The sequence below is a fragment of the Roseomonas sp. TS2 genome (assembly GCF_058833935.1).
In genome coordinates this window covers 1-14,346 of record NZ_JCACVY010000118.1, presented here as the reverse complement: position 1 = coordinate 14,346, position 14,346 = coordinate 1, and the positions used below count along the sequence as shown (strand labels likewise).

The 14,346-nt window shown below is 71.2% G+C and carries 11 protein-coding genes; 7 read left to right on the top strand and 4 right to left on the bottom strand.

Features of this window, described 5'->3' with window-relative positions; all coding sequences use genetic code 11:
* Positions 1-247 precede the first annotated feature (247 nt).
* The gene (gene clpS / locus ACZJYS_RS16845) at positions 248-634 is read left to right on the top strand and encodes an ATP-dependent Clp protease adapter ClpS (RefSeq protein WP_109517783.1); all 387 of its coding nucleotides are present in this window, start codon (positions 248-250) and stop codon (positions 632-634) included.
* 184 nt (positions 635-818) lie between these two features.
* On the top strand, positions 819-3,185 hold the full coding sequence (clpA, locus tag ACZJYS_RS16840) for an ATP-dependent Clp protease ATP-binding subunit ClpA (protein WP_109517782.1): 2,367 nt from the start codon (positions 819-821) through the stop codon (positions 3,183-3,185).
* On the opposite strand, the gene ACZJYS_RS16835 is transcribed toward clpA, so the two are convergent.
* On the bottom strand, positions 3,091-4,344 hold the full coding sequence (locus ACZJYS_RS16835) for a LysR substrate-binding domain-containing protein (protein WP_493179672.1): 1,254 nt from the start codon (positions 4,342-4,344) through the stop codon (positions 3,091-3,093). The two genes, clpA and ACZJYS_RS16835, sit on opposite strands and share 95 nt — an antisense overlap.
* Before the next feature lie 98 nt (positions 4,345-4,442).
* Between ACZJYS_RS16835 and ACZJYS_RS16830 the strand changes: the two genes are divergently transcribed.
* From ACZJYS_RS16830 to ACZJYS_RS16820, 3 genes are all read left to right on the top strand, one after another.
* Positions 4,443-5,264 (top strand): aspartate dehydrogenase, encoded by an 822-nt coding sequence (locus tag ACZJYS_RS16830; protein ID WP_109517780.1) that lies wholly within the window; start codon positions 4,443-4,445, stop codon positions 5,262-5,264.
* Between the two features lie 96 nt (positions 5,265-5,360).
* A complete protein-coding gene (locus tag ACZJYS_RS16825) occupies positions 5,361-6,350 on the top strand; it encodes a tripartite tricarboxylate transporter substrate binding protein (protein WP_493179671.1) in 990 nt (329 codons plus the stop codon).
* A 139-nt stretch (positions 6,351-6,489) separates the two neighbouring features.
* Positions 6,490-7,764, top strand: a complete 1,275-nt coding sequence (locus ACZJYS_RS16820; RefSeq protein ID WP_493179670.1) for a M20/M25/M40 family metallo-hydrolase — start codon at positions 6,490-6,492, stop codon at positions 7,762-7,764.
* A 35-nt stretch (positions 7,765-7,799) separates the two neighbouring features.
* On the opposite strand, the gene ACZJYS_RS16815 is transcribed toward ACZJYS_RS16820, so the two are convergent.
* Together ACZJYS_RS16815 and greB are read right to left on the bottom strand one after the other, a co-directional pair.
* Entirely contained in the window at positions 7,800-8,732 is a 933-nt protein-coding gene (locus tag ACZJYS_RS16815) for a DMT family transporter (protein ID WP_379633640.1), read from the bottom strand.
* Positions 8,733-8,856: 124 nt separating this feature from the next.
* Positions 8,857-9,387, bottom strand: coding sequence for a transcription elongation factor GreB (gene greB / locus ACZJYS_RS16810; RefSeq protein ID WP_219929762.1), 531 nt, complete (start codon positions 9,385-9,387; stop codon positions 8,857-8,859).
* 239 nt (positions 9,388-9,626) lie between these two features.
* Here greB and ACZJYS_RS16805 point away from each other — a divergent pair, with 239 nt between their 5' ends.
* Positions 9,627-11,162 carry a sensor histidine kinase gene (locus ACZJYS_RS16805; protein WP_493179669.1) on the top strand — a complete coding sequence of 512 codons (1,536 nt, stop codon included), beginning with the start codon at positions 9,627-9,629 and terminating at the stop codon, positions 11,160-11,162.
* 12 nt (positions 11,163-11,174) lie between these two features.
* On the opposite strand, the gene ACZJYS_RS16800 is transcribed toward ACZJYS_RS16805, so the two are convergent.
* Entirely contained in the window at positions 11,175-12,980 is a 1,806-nt protein-coding gene (locus ACZJYS_RS16800) for an ABC-F family ATP-binding cassette domain-containing protein (protein ID WP_493179668.1), read from the bottom strand.
* A 181-nt stretch (positions 12,981-13,161) separates the two neighbouring features.
* On the opposite strand from ACZJYS_RS16800, the gene ACZJYS_RS16795 reads away from it, so the two are divergent.
* On the top strand, positions 13,162-14,277 hold the full coding sequence (locus ACZJYS_RS16795) for an NAD(P)/FAD-dependent oxidoreductase (RefSeq protein ID WP_109517774.1): 1,116 nt from the start codon (positions 13,162-13,164) through the stop codon (positions 14,275-14,277).
* Positions 14,278-14,346: the final 69 nt, after the last annotated feature.

Sequence of the window (14,346 nt, the reverse complement as noted above, 5' to 3'; positions counted from 1 at the left end):
GCGTGCGCGCCGCGCCCGCCCCGCGCCCGCCAGCCCGGCCCATGCCCTGGCGCTTTTACGGCGTGGTGGCGCTTTTCCATCGTCATCGACATGCTCGGCCCTTCACCTTGGCCCCGCCCGTCCGATATTCTCGGGCATCATGGGCGCGAGGAGCGGGGTCCAGTGGCGGATTCCAGACCCCTCCCCCCGATTACGGACGGACAGCCCATTGGGTGCAGCAGACAACCGGCAAGCCGGCAGCAGTGACATGACGGACCAGGACAAGCGCCCGGATCAGGACAGCGACAACAACGGCCCCGGCAACAATGGCAATGGCGGCCAGGGCGGCTCGCAGGACGGCACGAATACCGGCGTCGTGGTCAAGGCACGCCCGCGCACGCGCAAGCCTGCCATGTACAAGGTGCTGATGCTGAACGACGACTACACGCCCATGGAGTTCGTGGTGCACGTGCTCGAGCGCTTCTTCCAGAAGAACCGCGAGGAGGCGACGCGCATCATGCTACATGTCCACCGCCGTGGCGTGGGGGTGTGCGGCGTCTATACTTACGAGGTGGCCGAGACCAAGGTCACCCAGGTGATGGACCTCGCCCGGCAGAACCAGCACCCGCTGCAGTGCACCATCGAAAAGGAATGATGGGGCAAAAAGGAATGATGCGGGGCGTGATCATCTCTGTGTAACCTAGTGAAACTTAGAATACCCCTCGCCGTCATAGGGGAGCGAGACCACATTACGGCTATCCTGGGTCGAAAGACCCTGTCTTGCGGCGCCGGACCCTTCCATACCCGGTGCCGTTCCTGGAAGGGGAGCGTCACACCGCATGCTGTCCCGCAACCTTGAGCAGACGCTCCACCGTGCGCTGGCGCTGGCCAATGAACGCCGCCACGAATACGCCACGCTGGAGCACCTGCTCCTTGCCCTCGTCGACGACACCGACGCCGCCACCGTGCTGCGCGCCTGCGGGGTCGATCAGGACAAGCTGAAGCGCGACCTGGCCGAGTTCCTGGACAAGGATCTCGCCGGGCTCGTCACCGAACGCTCCGGCGACCCGAAGCCGACCGCTGGTTTCCAGCGGGTGGTGCAGCGCGCCGCCATCCATGTGCAATCCTCGGGCCGCGACGAGGTGACGGGCGCCAATGTGCTCGTCGCCCTGTTCAGCGAACGGGAGAGCCATGCCGTCTACTTCCTGCAGCTGCAGGACATGACGCGGCTGGACGCGGTGAACTTCATCAGCCATGGCATCGCCAAGGCCCCTGGCCGCAGCACCAGCCGCCCGGTGCAGGGCAACCCGCCCAGCACCGCCTCGGGTGCCGAGGAAGGCGCGGAGAAGGAGGAGAAGCCGCAGGGCCGCCGTGGCCAGGACGCGCTCTCCAACTACTGCGTCAACCTCAACAAGAAGGCGCAGCAGGGCAAGATCGACCCGCTCATCGGGCGCGACTCCGAGATCGAGCGGACCATCCAGATCCTCTGCCGCCGCACCAAGAACAACCCGCTCTATGTGGGCGACCCGGGCGTCGGCAAGACCGCCATCGCCGAGGGGCTGGCCAAGCGGATCATCGAGGGCGACGTGCCGGAGGTGCTGGCCAAGTCCACCATCTTCGCGCTCGACATGGGCAGCCTGCTCGCCGGCACCCGCTACCGCGGCGACTTCGAGGAGCGGCTGAAGGCCGTGGTGAACGAGCTGGAGCAGCAGCCCGGCTCCATCCTGTTCATCGACGAGATCCACACCGTGATCGGTGCGGGCGCGACGTCCGGTGGCGCGATGGATGCTTCCAACCTGCTGAAGCCGGCCCTGGCCCAGGGCACGCTGCGCTGCATCGGCTCCACCACCTACAAGGAATACCGCACCTACTTCGAGAAGGACCGCGCCCTGGTCCGCCGCTTCCAGAAGATCGACGTCAACGAGCCGACGGTCGAGGACGCGGTGAAGATCCTGACCGGGCTGAAGGTCAATTACGAGAAGCACCACAAGGTCAAGTACACGCCGGAGGCGATCCGCGCCGCCGTCGAGCTCTCGGCCAAGTACATCCACGACCGCAAGCTGCCGGACAAGGCGATCGACGTCATCGACGAGGTCGGCGCCTCGCGCATGCTCCAGCCCGAGGGGAAGCGGAAGAAGACCGTCACCCTGAAGGATGTGGAGGACATCGTCGCCAAGATCGCCCGGATCCCGCCCAAGAGCGTCTCCACCGACGACAAGGAGACGCTGCGGAACCTGGAGCGCGACCTCAAGGCCATGGTGTTCGGCCAGGACAACGCGATCGAGGCCCTCTCCGCCGCGATCAAGCTGTCCCGCGCCGGGTTGCGTGACCCGGAGAAGCCGATCGGCAACTATCTCTTCTCCGGCCCCACCGGTGTCGGCAAGACCGAGGTGGCCAAGCAGCTCGCCAAGACGCTCGGTATCGAGCTGATCCGCTTCGACATGTCCGAGTACATGGAGCGGCACAGCGTCAGCCGGCTGATCGGCGCGCCGCCGGGCTATGTCGGCTTCGACCAGGGCGGATTGCTGACCGACAGCATCGACCAGCATCCGCATGCGGTGCTGCTGCTGGATGAGATCGAGAAGGCCCACCAGGACCTCTACAACATCCTGCTGCAGGTGATGGACCACGGGAAGCTGACCGACCACAACGGCAAGACGGTCGATTTCCGCAACGTCATCCTGATCATGACGACCAATGCCGGTGCCGCCGACATGGCCAAGAACGGCATCGGCTTCGGCCGCGAGGAGCGGAAGGGCGAGGATGAGGAGGCGGTGAAGCGCCTGTTCACCCCCGAGTTCCGCAACCGCCTGGACGCCGTGGTGCCCTTCGGCAACCTGACGCCGGAGATCGTCGGCAGCGTGGTGGAGAAGTTCGTGATGCAGCTGGAAGCCCAGCTCGCGGACCGCAACGTCACCATCGAGCTGTCCTCCGCCGCCAAGGAGTGGCTGGCCGAGAAGGGCTACGACCGCCTGTATGGCGCGCGGCCGCTGGCCCGCGTCATCCAGGAATACATCAAGAAGCCGCTGGCCGAGGAACTGCTCTTCGGCAAGCTGGCCAAGGGTGGCGCGGTCAAGGTGGGCAAGAAGGATGACAGCCTCACCTTCGAGTTCATTGAGGCGCCTCTCCCCGCCCTGCCCAAGCCCGATGACGGCCGGCCGGACGGCGACGGAGAGAATGAGCACGCGCCGGAGGCGGCCAGCTAAGGCGGCCAGCCAAGGCCTGACGCAGCGCGGCGAAAGAACGGCCCGGTGGCATTGCCGCCGGGCCGTTTTCGCGTGGGTTGCTGCCTTGGCCTTGCTTGGCCTTGGCAAATCCTTCCGAGGCCGTTAGCTTACCGAAAATTACGTCCCGCCCCCCCCCATTGGCGGCGTAATTTCCTTGGGCTTCGCTTCCCTCGCGGCCCGGGTGCGTATCCATCAGGCTCCGCCGCGCTTCCGCCAGCAGCCAGCCATGCAGCGCATCGAGCGGCCCCTCTCCTTTGCGGCTGTCCTGCCGTAGCAGCACATAGCTTCCCGCGCTGGCGATACGCGCCGTGCCCGCCACGGCCAGTCCTTCCTGCGGAAGGTTGCCGGGCAGCAGGATGTCCGGCACCAGCGCCACGCCCTGCCCCTTCCGCGCCGCTTCCAGCGCCATGAAGAAATGGCTGAAGGACAGGCCGCCTTGCACGCGCTGCGGGGCCAGGCGCACACCCTGGGCGCGCAGCCAGTCCGGCCAGGCATGGCGGCGGGTGGAGACATGGATCAGCGGCAGGGCTGCCAGGGCGGCAGGCTCCAGCGGACCGTTCGGCAGCCATTCGGCGCGGCAGACAGGCACCAGCACATCCGGCAGGAAGGGCATGGCCTCCAGCCCGCGCCAGTCCCGCACCATCTCCAGCTCGATGCGCGGCGCCAGCCGGTGCTGCGGCTGACCCGGCAGCCGGCCGACGCGGATCGCCAGGTCCGCCTCCCCTCCCGCCAGCGAGACCGGCTCGATGGAGGAGAGCAGCCGCACCTCCAGCCCCGGATGCCGACGTGCGAAGCCATCCAGCCGCGGCATCAGCCAGGCAGAGGCGATGGTCGGCAGGGCGGAGAGCGTCAGCCGCCGCGGCGGCCCGCCACGCAGCCGCCCAGCGCCTTCGGCCAGCAGCGCCAGCGCCTCCTCCACGGCGCGGTGGAAGGCGGCGCCTTCGGGCGTCAGCACGATGCGGCGGGTTAGGCGCCGGAACAGGGGCTGGCCGAGATCCTCCTCCAGCGCCTTCACCTGCCGGCTGACGGCGCCCTGGGTTAGCCCCAGCTCGGCCGCCGCGCCGGTGAAGGAGAGGTGGCGCGCCGCGGCGTCGAAGCCGCGCAGCGCCGCAAGGGGGGGAAGGGTTCGCCGGGCCATGCATGAGCCTAGCGCATGCATCGCCGACCGGGAATTCGTTTGCCAGTATCCTGCCCCGGCGCTCTGCTCACCACCGAGAGGTATACAGGATGAATGTCATGTCACAGCCGCGGCCCCGCCCGCTGCGGGTCGCCATCGCCGGACTCGGGGCGGTGGGCCAGCGCCTGGCCGAGGCGCTGGATGCCGGCATTCCCGGCTGCGAGCTGTCCGCCGTCGCAGCGCGGGACAAGGCCAAGGCGGCGCGGACCCTGTCTACGCTGCGCCACCCTGTGCCGGTGGTCGACATCGCCGAGCTGCCGCCGCTGGCGGACCTGGTGGTGGAGTGCGCGCCGGCGGCGCTGCTGCCGCAGATCGTCGGCCCCTTCGTCGAGGCTGGCAAGAAGGCGGTGGTGCTGAGCGCCGGCGCGCTGCTCTCGCATGAGGGGCTGGTCGAGGCGGCGCGCCGCCATGGCGGGCAGATCATCGTGCCGACCGGCGCGCTGCTTGGGCTGGATGCCGTCTCCGCCGCCGCCGAGGGAGAGATCCACGCGGTGCGCATGATCACCCGCAAGCCGGTGCGCGGGCTGGTGGGCGCCCCCTATCTGGAGGAGCACGGCATCCGGATCGAGGATATCCGCGAGCCGCTGCGGATTTTCCAGGGCACTCCGCGGGAGGCCGCCATCGGCTTCCCCGCCAACCTCAACGTGGCGGTGGCGCTCTCGCTCGCCGGCATCGGGCCGGACCGCACCAGCCTGGAGATCTGGGCGGACCCGGCGCTGACCCGCAACACCCACCGCATCGAGGTGGAGGCGGATTCGGCCAGCTTCTCCATGACCATCGAGAACATCCCGAGCGAGAATCCCAAGACGGGGAAGATCACCGCGCTCTCGGTCATCGCCTGCCTGCGCAAGCTGGGCGCGCCGCTGCGCGTCGGCACCTGAACGGCCCGGCCGCGCCCCGGTTCCGGGGCGCGGCCCACCCATAAAAAAACACGCCCGACACGGCCCGCGCGACTCCCGAACCGCAAAGGCCTTCCAATGCATCGCCGTACGCTTCTGCGCCTCCCCGCCCTCGCCCCGCTGGCGGCGCCCGCCCTGTGGCCCGCCGCCGCGCGCGCCCAGGCCGCCGCGTGGCCGAGCCAGCCCATCCGCCTGCTGGTGCCCTTCTCGGCCGGCGGCCCCACCGACCTGCCCGCCCGCCTCGTGGCGGATGAACTCTCGAAATCCCTCGGCCAGCGGGTGGTGGTGGAGAACCGCACCGGCTCCGGCGTCATCGTCGCCAGCGACGCGGTGGCCAAGGCGCCGAAGGATGGCCACACCCTGCTCTACACCACCGTCGGGCATTCGGTGGCGCGCGCCCTGTTCCCGCATCTGCCCTTCGATCCGGTCGCGGATTTCCAGCCCGTCGCGCATATTGGCCGCATCCACAACGTGGTGATGGTGAACAAGGCGGTGCCGGCCCGGAGCCTGCCCGAGCTGCTGAAGCTGTTCCGCGAGAATCCGGGCAAGTACGACTACGCCAGCAACGGCAATGGCGGCTCCATCCATCTCGCCACCGAGCTGCTGCTGGCGATGGCCGGCGGGCTGGAGGTCAACCACGTGGCCTACCGTGGCTCCACCGCCGCCATGCCGGACCTGCTGAGCGGCAATGTCGCGATGATGGTCGATGTCATCTCCAGCGGCATGCCCTTCATCGAGCGCGGCGAGATGCGCGGTCTCGCCATCACGGCGCGGGAGCGCTCGCCCCTCTACCCGGACCTGCCCACCGTGGCCGAGACGGTGCCGGGCTATGAATCCTTCACCTGGCACATGGTGCTGGCCCCCGCCGGCACGCCCGCGGAGACCGTGGCCACGCTGAACCGCGCCATCAATGCCGTGATGGCGCAGCAGGGCGTGCAGCAGACGCTGCGCAAGCAGGCCATGAACATCGTGTCCGACAGCACGCCGCAGAGCAGCGCCGCCTTCCTCCGCGCCGAGATCGAGAAGTGGGAGGCGCTGATCGCCCGCGCCGGCATCAAGGCAAGCTGAGCGGGGCGGCGCCCGCCGGCTCACGAGGGCCGGCTCATGGGGGCCGGCCGCATCCCCGGCCCGCCCCCTTGACCCGGCGCGCGCCCGGGCGGAACGTCCGCGCCCTTTTCCGACCCCTGATTGCCGAGGCCCGACTCCCATGCCCGACGACGCCGCCCCTGCCCTGCGCGCCCTGCTCACCGCCACCGGCGGCGCCGACCCGGCCGCCGAGGTGCAGGATCTGCTGGCCAGCCCCGCCTTCGCCCGCATCGTGGCGGCGCTGGAGGCGGACCACGACCGCTTCGTGCAGCAGCTCATCGCGCTCACCCAGATTCCCTCGCCCCCCTTCGGCGAGGCGGCGCGCGCCTCCGCCTATGCCGGCCTGCTGCGCGACCAGGGGCTGGAGCAGGTGGAGACCGACGAGGAAGGCAACGTCACCGCGCTGCGCCCGGGCACCGACCCCTCGGCCGGCGTCATCGTGCTCTGCTCGCATCTCGACACGGTGTTCCCCGAGGGCACCGACGTGACGGTGAAGCGCGAGGGCACCATCCTGCGCGCCCCCGGCGTCGGCGACGACACGCGCGGCCTGGCCGTGCTGCTGGCCATGGCGCGGGCGCTGGACGCGGCGGGCATCCGCACCCGCGCCGGGCTGCTGCTGCTGGCCTCGGTGGGCGAGGAAGGCGCCGGCGACCTGCGCGGCGTGAAGCATTTCTTCCGCGCCAACCGCTGGCGCGACCAGGTGGCCGGCTTCATCGCCATGGACGGCATCGACCCCGCCCGGCTGGTGCATGGGGCGGTGGGCAGCAAGCGCTACCGCATCACCTTCCGCGGCCCCGGCGGGCATTCCTTCGGCGCCTTCGGGCTGGTGAACCCGGCCTTCGCCCTGGCCCGCGCGGCGGACGACCTCGGCCGCATCCGCGTGCCCGCCCACCCCAAGACCACCTTCTCCATCGGCCGCATCGGCGGCGGCACCTCGATCAACGCCATCCCCGAGGCGATGTGGATGGAGGTCGATCTCCGCTCCGCCTCGGCCGAGGCGCTGGCGGTGCTGGAGGCGCGCTTCCTGGAGACGCTGCCCCAGGCGGCGGCGGACGAGAACGCGGCGCGCGACACGGCGCGCGGCGAGATCCGCGTCGAGGTGAAGCAGATCGGCGACCGCCCGGCCGGCACCACGGCGCGCGAGAGCCGCATCGCCCGCGTCGCGGCGGCCACCATCGGCGCCCAGGGCTACGCGCTGAAGCACGAGGCCTCCTCCACCGACAGCAACATCCCGATCAGCCTCGGCATCCCGGCCGTGACGCTGGGCACCGGCGGCAGCGGCGGGCGGGAGCACTCGCTGGAGGAATGGATCGACGTGGAGCAGACGGCCAGCGTGAAGGGGATCGCCACGGCGCTCGGCACCATCCTCACCCTGGCGGGCGTTGCCAGCAACTGAGCCTCGGGGGGGGCGTGGCCGGCGGCCCGCGCCCCTCACGCTTTCGGCGCGCGCGCTTCCTGGCGGGCCATCCAGCTCGCCGAGCCGAAGATCACCAGGGCGCCGGCCAGCGTGGTCCAGCCGGGGATGTCGCCGAACAGCAGGAAGCCCAGCATCGCCGCCCAGGCGAGGTCGAGGAACTTGATCGGCTGGGTGGCGGAGACGTCCGCGAGGCGGAACGCCTCCGTCAGGCACCAGTGGCCCAGCGTGCCGAGCAGCCCCGCCACCGCGAACCAGGCCAGTTGCACCAGCGTCGGCGCCTGCCAGGAGGCCAGCGCGAAGGGCAGCGTGAACAGCGAGATGGTGATGGCCTGCCACATGACGATGACATCCGGCCGGTCCCGCCGCGTCAGCGCCTTGGTGATGAGGAAGGAGGCGGCGAAGAGCGGCGAGGCGGAGAGCATCACCAGGTTCCACAGCCCGCCGCCGCCGGAGAGCTTGGGCGCCAGCACGATGGCCACCCCGACCAGCCCCACCAGCGCCGCCACCCAGCGCGCCGCCACCACCTTCTCGCCCAGGAACAGCACGGCGCCGACCATGATGAAGATGGGCCCGGTGAAGCCCAGCGCCGTGACATCGGCCAGCGGGATGTGCGGCAGCGCCAGGAACCACAGCAGCAGCCCCGCCGTGTGCACCACGCCGCGCCAGAGCTGGCCGGAGAGGCCGTTCGGCGCATAGGCGCGCGGCCCCTCCCGCCAGAGCAGCGGCAGCATCACCGCGAAGCCGAAGGCGTAGCGCAGGAACTGCGCCTGGAAGGAATGCATCTCCCGCGTCATGCCGCTCATGATGGCGTTGAGCAGGCTGAACAGCAGGCCGGAGAGGCCCATCCACACCATGCCCCGCAGCGTCGGCGAGAGGCCGCCCCAGGCGGTGCCCAGGCGCAGCCGGAGTCCCGGCGTGGCGGGCGGGCGGACGGCGTGCTGCGACATGGCTGGAAGGTTCCGGCGTTTCCATCGGTGGCGGGCAAGGCCACGCCGGGCAGCATGGCGCCGGCCGTCCGCCTCCGCCAGGGGAATACGGCGCGCCCCTGCGCCGTCTCGCGCGAAAGCGAGCCTAGGCTGCGCCCGGCGCCGGATAGCGGATCGCCACCACCTCCAGCTCCTCCGGCCCCGCCGGGGTGCGCAGCTTCACCAGATCCCCCACCCGGGCCTTCAGCAGCGCCCGCGCCACCGGCGAGACCCAGGAGATGTGCCCGCGGTCGAGATCCGTCTCGTCTACGCCGACGATGGTGACGGTGACCTCCGAATCGTCCTCCCGCGCATAGGTGACGGTGGCGCCGAAGAACACCTGGTCGCGCCGCGGCTGCGTCGCCGCGTCCACCACCTGCACCCGCTCCAGCCGCTTGCGCAGGAAGCGCACCCGGCGGTCGATCTCGCGCAGCCGGCGCTTGCCGTACTGGTAGTCGGCATTCTCGCTGCGGTCGCCGAGGCTGGCGGCCCAGGAGACGATCTCCACCACTTTTGGCCGCTCCTCGCTCCACAGCGCGCGCAGCTCCGCCTGCAGGGCGGCGTGGCCGGCGGGCGTCATGTAGAACGGCGTGCCGGCGGGCAGGCCGGGCGGGGCTTCGTCGTCGTCCTCGTCCATGGCGGCTTCCTTCCCACAGTGGCGGGCGGGGTTACCGCAAGGCCGTGCATTCATGCAACATTTTGTAAAACAAGCAGGGCATCCCTATCGCGTTGTTGGCGAAATCGCGCTTCACTCCCTGCCATGCAGCACATGATCGTGCCGACGGCCAGTGAACCCGCACCAGACCACATTCCACGCGGATGCGGGCTGGATGTCTCCCGCCGTGCCGCAGGTGGTCCTGCCCTCCGGCGGCCCGCATGACTCCCTTCCTGAAGCAGGCGGGCCAGGACTCCCGGCTCTGGCTGACGGCAGGGCTCGCCGTGGGCCTGCTGTTCGCCGGCATGGCGGCCACCAGCTACCAGCTGCTCTACCGCAACGGGGAGAACGAGCAGCGGCTGCAAAGCCTGGAGGGCGGCTTGCAGGACACCGAGCGTCTGCTCGCCCTGCTGGACGAACGACGGGAAGGTGGCGGCTCGCTCGAGGCGGTGCTCGCCTCCCTGGCCCGCCTGGCGGCGGCGGAGCCGCCTCTGGCGCCCGCCCAGCGCGGCCTGGCCGCGGCCGTCGCGCGGCTGCAGGGGGCTCCCGACGCGGGCATGGTCGACATGGCGGGCCTGGTGCTGGAGCGGACCATCCGCACGGAGATGCGGCGGCTGCGCGCCGAGGAGCGCCATCAGGAGCGCGTCAGCCTTTCCCTGGGCCTGGCCGGCATGGGCGCGGGTGGCTCCCTGCTGCTGGCGGGGCTGTTTTCGGCGCGGTGGCGGGAGCGGCAGCAGGCGCGCGGCGCGCAGCACAAGGGGGCCGAGCTGCGCGCCATCTGCAAGGCCACGCCGGCCGGGCTGGCGCTGCTGGACGGCGAGTGCCGCCTGCGCGAGATCAACCCGGGCTTCGCCGCCCTGGCGGGGCAGCCGGAGGCGCGGCTGGTCGGCCGCCATCTGGCGGAGGCGATGCCGCTGCTGGGCAGCCTGTTGCTGCCCATGCTCCGCGGCGCCCTGGCCCGCGGCGAGGGGCTGCCGGGGCAGGAGGTGCAGGTGATGGCCCCGGGCGGGCGCAGCCAGCACTACTTCATCGCCGCGGAGCCGGTGCTGGGCGGCGGGGCCGAGGCCCGCCTCTCGCTGGTGGTGATGGACATCAGCGACAAGGCGGCCATCGAGAGCTGGCGCAAGGAGCTGGTGGCCGAGCTGAACCACCGGGTGAAGAACACGCTGTCCACCGTGCAGTCCCTGGCGGCGCAGACCATGCGCGGCGCGGGGCAGGACCCCAACCGCTTCGCCGCCGATTTCAGCGCGCGGCTGGGCGCGCTCTCCCGCTCGCACGAGCTGCTCGCCTCGGTCGGCTGGTCCAAGGCCACGCTCGACGGCGCGATCGAGGCGGCGCTGGCCCCCTGGAAGGCGGTGTGGCTGGCCACCGGGCAGCTCGTGATGCACGGGCCTTCCGGCGTGGTGGTGCGACCGGCCCAGGCGCAGGCCATGGTCATCGCCATCTCCGAGCTGGCCAGCAATGCCAGCCGGCACGGCGCGCTGGCGCATGATGGCCGCGTCACCCTGACCTGGCGCGCGACGCCGAACGGCGTGATCCACTTCTCCTGGCACGAGCATGGCAAGCTGCGGCTGCGGGAAGCGCCGGCGCAGCGCGGCTTCGGGCTCCGCTTCCTGGAACGGGGCCTGGCGCATGATCTCGGCCAGGGCGCGCGGGCCGAGCTGCGCTTCGAGCAGGCGGGGCTGCAATACGATGTCAGCTTCCGCGCCGGCGGCGTGCAGCCCTCCACCTTCACCCTGCAGAAGGGCGCCGCCTGAGCACCCGGCGGCTCAGCCGCCGAGTTCCTCGCGCAGCATCTCCAGCGCCAGCCAGCGCTCCTCCGCCTCGGCCAGCCCGGCCTCGGCGCGGGCCAGCAGCTCGGTGGCCTTGTCGAAGCGCGCCCGGTCCCGCGCATAGAGGCCGGGGTCGGCCAGGATCTCCCGCAGCTTGGTCGCCTCCGCCTCCAGCTTGGCCATGCGGGCGGGCAGCGTCTCCAGCTCGTGCTGCTCCTTGAAGGAGAGCTTCTTCCTCGTGGCGGCCGGCGCCGCGGCGGATGCAGGCTTCGGCGTGGCGGGCTTCGCGGCCTCGGCGCGGGCGCGCACGCCATGGCCACGCTGCGTCACCATGTCGGAATAGCCGCCGGCATAGTCCTGCCAGCGCCCCTCCCCCTCCCAGGCGATGACGTTGGTCGCCACCCGGTCGAGGAAGTCGCGGTCGTGGCTGACGACGATCACCGTGCCGGAATACTCGGCGATCTGCTCCTGCAGCAGGTCGAGCGTCTCGAGGTCGAGGTCGTTGGTCGGCTCGTCGAGCACCAGCAGGTTGGAGGGGGTGGCGAAGGCGCGGGCCAGCAGCAGCCGCCCCCGCTCGCCGCCCGAGAGCGCCACCACCGGCGTGCGCGCCTGCTCCGGCAGGAACAGGAAGTCCTTCATGTAGCCGATGACGTGGCGCGGCTGGCCGTTCACCCACACCTGGTCGCCACGCTTGCCGGTCAGCGTCTCGGCCACGGTGGCGGTGGGGTCGAGTGCTGCGCGGCGCTGGTCGAGGCTGATCATCTGCAGGTTGGTGCCGAGCTTCACCTCGCCCGAATCGGGCGCCAGAACGCCGGTCAGCATGGAGAGCAGCGTGGTCTTGCCCGCGCCGTTCGGCCCGACGATGCCGACCCGGTCGCCACGGATGATGCGCGTCGAGAACTCCCGCACCACCGCCCGCTCGCCGAAGCTCTTGCTGATGCCGTCGGCGGCGATGACGAGCGTGCCGGAGGCCTCGCCCTCGGCCACCGCCATCTTCACGCCGCCCTGGGCGGCGCGGCGCTCCCGCCGCTGCTGGCGCAGCCCGGCCAGCTCACCCACGCGCCGCACGTTGCGCTTGCGGCGGGCCGTCACGCCGTAGCGTATCCAGTCCTCCTCGCGGACGATCTGGCGGTCGAGCTTGTGGGCCTCCTTCTCCTCCTGCTCCAGCACCTCGTCGCGCCATTCCTCGAAATGCGCGAAGCCGCGGCCGAGGCGGCGGGTGGTGCCGCGGTCGAGCCACACCATCTCCCGCGTCATCGTCTCCAGGAAGCGGCGGTCGTGGCTGATCAGCACCAGCGCCGAGCGCATGGCGCCGATCTCCTGCTCCAGCCACTCGATGGCCGGCAGGTCGAGGTGGTTGGTCGGCTCGTCCAGCAGCAGGATGTCCGGGGACGGCGCCAGCGCGCGGGCCAGCGCCGCGCGGCGCGCCTCGCCGCCCGAGAGGTTGGCCGGCCTCTCCTCGCCGGTGAGGCCGAGCTGCTCCAGCAGGTAGCGGGCGCGGTATTCGTCGTCCCCCGCCGTCAGCCCGGCCTCGACATAGGCCAGCACGGAGGGGAAGGTGCCGAGATCCGGCTCCTGCTCCAGGTAGCGCAGCGTGGCGCCGGGCTGGAGGAAGCGGCTGCCGCCATCCGGCTGCGCCAGCCCCGCCGCGATCTTCAGCAGGGTGGACTTGCCGGAGCCGTTGCGGCCGATCAGCGCCAGGCGCTCCCCTGGCGAGACGGACAGCGTGGCGCCCGACAGCAGCGGCGTGGTGCCGAAGCCGAGGCGGATATCCTGGAGGAGCAGAAGCGGGGGAGCGGCCATGCCCGGCTGCGTGGAGCGGCGGCGGCGGCGCGTCAAGCGCCCTGCGCCCAAAGAAGCCGCCGGAAGCCCGCCATCGCATTTTTGAGCGGGTTTCCGCGCCCTTTCCCTCAACCGGCGCGCGACGGCGGGGCGGCGGCGCGGTAGAACCAGGGCCCGCTTGTCATCCCCGGAGGAAATGGCCTTGGATCAGGTCGAATGCGTGGTCGTCGGCGCGGGCGTGGTGGGGCTGGCCGTGGCGCGCGCCCTGGCGCTGGCCGGCCGCGAGGTGCTGGTGCTGGAGGCGGCCGAGGGCATCGGCACCGAGACCTCCTCGCGCAACAGCGAGGTCATCCACGCCGGCATCTACTACCCCAGGGGCAGCCTGATGGCGCGGCTCTGCGTCGAGGGGAAGCACCGGCTCTACGAATACTGCGCCGAGCGCGGCGTGCCGCACCGCAACTGCGGCAAGCTGATCGTCGCCACCAACGAGGAGGAGACGGGCAAGCTCGCCTCCATCCGCGAGCGCGCGGCCGCCAATGGCGTGCCGGACCTGCGGCTGGTCAGCCGCGAGGAGGCGCTGGAGATGGAGCCGTCCCTCTCCTGCACCGCCGCCCTCGTCTCGCCCTCGACCGGCATCATCGACAGCCACGCCTACATGCTGGCGCTGCAGGGCGATGCCGAGAATGCGGGGGCCATGTTCGTCTTCCACAGCCCGGTGCTGGGGGGGCGGCTGCTGCCGGAGGGCGGCGCCGAGATCCGCGTCGGCGGCGCCGAGCCGATGGAGCTGCGCTGCCGCCTGCTGGTGAACGCCGCCGGCCTCTACGCGCCGCGCCTCGCCGGCTCGCTGGAAGGCATGCCGGCCGGCCATGTGCCCACCGCCTACTACGCCAAGGGCAACTACTTCACCCTGGCCGGACGCTCCCCCTTCTCGCGGCTGATCTACCCGGTGCCGGTGCCGGGCGGGCTCGGCACCCACCTGACCATCGACCTCGGCGGCCAGTGCCGCTTCGGCCCGGATGTCGAGTGGGTGGAGAAGGTGGAATACGAGGTGGACCCGCGCCGCGGGGACAGCTTCTACGCCGCCATCCGCCGCTACTGGCCCGGCCTGCCGGAGGGCGCGCTGCAGCCGGGCTATTCCGGCATCCGCCCGAAGATCGTGCCGCCCGGGCAGGCGGCGCAGGATTTCGTCATCCAGGGGCCGGAGACGCATGGCCAGCCCGGCCTCGTGAACCTGTTCGGCATCGAGAGCCCGGGGCTGACCGCCTCGCTGGCCATCGGCGCCCTGGTGGGCGAGATGCTGGTGATGGAGCCGGCCTGACCCGGCCGGGAGCCGGATGAACGGCGGGAGGGGCTGTGGCCCTCCCGCCCGGGCGGCTCACCGGCCCGA

What these genes read in the sequence shown, in the direction of transcription:
- clpS (WP_109517783.1), top strand. Translation starts at nt 248, where the DNA reads ATGACGGACCAGGACAAGCGCCCGGATCAGGACAGCGACAACAACGGC.
- clpA (WP_109517782.1), top strand. Translation starts at nt 819, where the DNA reads ATGCTGTCCCGCAACCTTGAGCAGACGCTCCACCGTGCGCTGGCGCTG.
- ACZJYS_RS16835 (WP_493179672.1), bottom strand. Translation starts at nt 4,344, where the DNA reads ATGGCCCGGCGAACCCTTCCCCCCCTTGCGGCGCTGCGCGGCTTCGAC.
- ACZJYS_RS16830 (WP_109517780.1), top strand. Translation starts at nt 4,443, where the DNA reads ATGTCACAGCCGCGGCCCCGCCCGCTGCGGGTCGCCATCGCCGGACTC.
- ACZJYS_RS16825 (WP_493179671.1), top strand. Translation starts at nt 5,361, where the DNA reads ATGCATCGCCGTACGCTTCTGCGCCTCCCCGCCCTCGCCCCGCTGGCG.
- ACZJYS_RS16820 (WP_493179670.1), top strand. Translation starts at nt 6,490, where the DNA reads ATGCCCGACGACGCCGCCCCTGCCCTGCGCGCCCTGCTCACCGCCACC.
- ACZJYS_RS16815 (WP_379633640.1), bottom strand. Translation starts at nt 8,732, where the DNA reads ATGTCGCAGCACGCCGTCCGCCCGCCCGCCACGCCGGGACTCCGGCTG.
- greB (WP_219929762.1), bottom strand. Translation starts at nt 9,387, where the DNA reads ATGGACGAGGACGACGACGAAGCCCCGCCCGGCCTGCCCGCCGGCACG.
- ACZJYS_RS16805 (WP_493179669.1), top strand. Translation starts at nt 9,627, where the DNA reads ATGACTCCCTTCCTGAAGCAGGCGGGCCAGGACTCCCGGCTCTGGCTG.
- ACZJYS_RS16800 (WP_493179668.1), bottom strand. Translation starts at nt 12,980, where the DNA reads ATGGCCGCTCCCCCGCTTCTGCTCCTCCAGGATATCCGCCTCGGCTTC.